At 67.2% G+C, this 1,930-nt stretch carries 2 protein-coding genes; one reads left to right on the top strand and one right to left on the bottom strand.

The window, feature by feature from the left end; translation table 11 throughout:
* Positions 1-408: 408 nt before the first annotated feature.
* Positions 409-1,431, bottom strand: a complete 1,023-nt coding sequence (locus LK10_RS03795) for a LacI family DNA-binding transcriptional regulator (protein WP_043120276.1) — start codon at positions 1,429-1,431, stop codon at positions 409-411.
* A 150-nt stretch (positions 1,432-1,581) separates the two neighbouring features.
* On the opposite strand from LK10_RS03795, the gene LK10_RS03790 reads away from it, so the two are divergent.
* Positions 1,582-1,930, top strand: a 349-nt coding sequence (locus tag LK10_RS03790) for an extracellular solute-binding protein (RefSeq protein WP_043120275.1), incomplete at its 3' end; no start/stop codon positions are given.

Genomic DNA, 1,930 nt, shown 5'->3' with positions numbered 1-1,930 from the left:
GACCGAATGGGCTCCCGACCGTTCTCGCCATCTTTTCGCTGCCGGTCCTGGCGGCCGGGGTATCGCTTCTGATAGTCGGACTCGTCGCCGTCCGGAAACGCTCACGGCTGGCAGCGTCCTGAAGTTCAGGCTCAAGGCGAGCCCCTGTCATGTGTGTTGAATACGCCCAAACCTGATACGCAGGGGTGCCAGTAAAACGATAGTTAACTACCGCTTGATTCCTAACGCGTTACCACCACCCCCGCCCTCTGACCCGGCCTTCGGGGCACCTATCAGCTTGGCCACATCGGCCTCCTTGAATGGCAACAATTGAGCCAGCACGAATGGTTGATGACGGCCCCTTTGTGGCCGCTCGCCCGCGTCGGCGGGGCCCTTGTGGGGCCTGGATTGACGAAGCTGAGGGCGGTCTTAGGGGTCGGGGACGGTTGATCCGCGGACTACGAGGCGGCAGGGCAGCTTCTGGGTGCCCGAGTCGTGCTGGCCGTCGATGGCGGCGAAGAGGCGTTGGGCTGCTGTGCGGCCGAGGACTTCCAGGTCCATGTCGATGCTGGTCAGCTGCGGTCGGGAGCCGGTGGCCAGGACTTCCCAGTTGTCGAAGCCGGCGACTGCGATCTTCTCCGGGACGGGGATGCCGCGGTCCCGGAGGGCGTCGAGGGCGCCCCGGGCGATCTGGTCGCTGCCGCACAGCAGCGCGTCCACGTCGGGGTGGCGGTCGATGATGACTGCGGCGGCGGCACGGCCCCAGGCTTCGGACCAGCTGCCGTAGAGCGCCTCTCCCCCGAGGAGGGAGAGGCCAGCCGCGTCGAGGGCGCGGGTGATCCCCTCAGTCCGGTCGCGCGCGGCGCTGTATCCGGCCTCGCCGGTGATGTGGGCGATGCGGCTGCGGCCGGTCTCGAGGAGGTGCCTGGCCATCAGCGACCCGGCCCCCACGTTGTCGGGGACGAGGGAGAGGTCGTTCGGGTCTTCGGAGGGGCCGTAGGCGTAGACCACGGGGACCGGCATGTCCCCGAGCGAGGGCCGCGGGTCGGTGTCGCTGCCGACGACGATGAGGCCGTCGACGCGGCGGCTCAGCAGTGCCTGGAGGTGGTACGACTCGCGGATGGAGTCGCCGCGGGCGTCGCAGAGCAGTACGGATGTCTTCCCGGTGCCGAAGGCGTCTTCGGCGCCCATCAGGATGGGGATGCTGAAGCGGCCGACGAGGTCGTTGGTGAGCAGGCCGACGGTGCCGGTCTGGCCGGCGAGGAGGCCCCGGGCGACGCTGTTGGGGGTGAACGAGATCCGCTGGGCTGCCTCCAGGACCCGGCTGCGCGTCTCCGCGCGGACCTGGTCGCGCCCGTTGAGCGCCTTGGATGCCGTGGCCACCGAGACCCCGGCGAGGGCTGCCACGTCCTTCAGGGTCGCGGCGCGCCGACGCTGGCCTGCTTGCTCCATCGACCGACCTCGCTTTCGGTAGCTTTCACTGTTCCCATCCTACAGGGGCATTGACCTCTTTCAATCGGCGGTGCTACCTTGCTGAAAACCTTTTCGTTAGGTTTCGGCTTTTCCACTTCCCCCAGTCAATGAAGATCAGGAGCAAAGGCCATGAAGCTCACAGCCAAGCATGGGTTGTCCGCGCTGGGCGCGGTCATAGCGGGGGCGCTTGCGCTCACGGGGTGCACCTCGGGCGGTTCCCAGTCCTCGTCCTCGGGCGGCTCGCAGGAGATCACCGTGTGGCACTACTTCAGTGACCCGAACCAGGTGAAGGTGATGACGGACTACGCGAGCCTGTTCGAGAAGGACAACCCGGGGGTGAAGGTCAACGACGTCTACGTCCCGTACGACCAGCTGGATTCGAAGCTGATCGCCTCGGCGGCTGCCAAGTCGGGCCCGGACGTGGTCGTCTTCAACGGGGCCGACGCCGACAACCTCGCCCTCGCCAACACCCTGGCTC

This window comes from Sinomonas humi (genome assembly GCF_000802235.1).
Taxonomy (GTDB): Bacteria; Actinomycetota; Actinomycetes; order Actinomycetales; family Micrococcaceae; genus Sinomonas; species Sinomonas humi.
The sequence above is the reverse complement of the archived record's forward strand: the minus strand, read 5'-3'. Positions and strand labels throughout refer to the sequence as shown.

Excerpts from the sequence above, each read along its gene's own strand:
- LK10_RS03795 (WP_043120276.1), bottom strand. The coding sequence starts at position 1,431 with ATGGAGCAAGCAGGCCAGCGTCGGCGCGCCGCGACCCTGAAGGACGTG.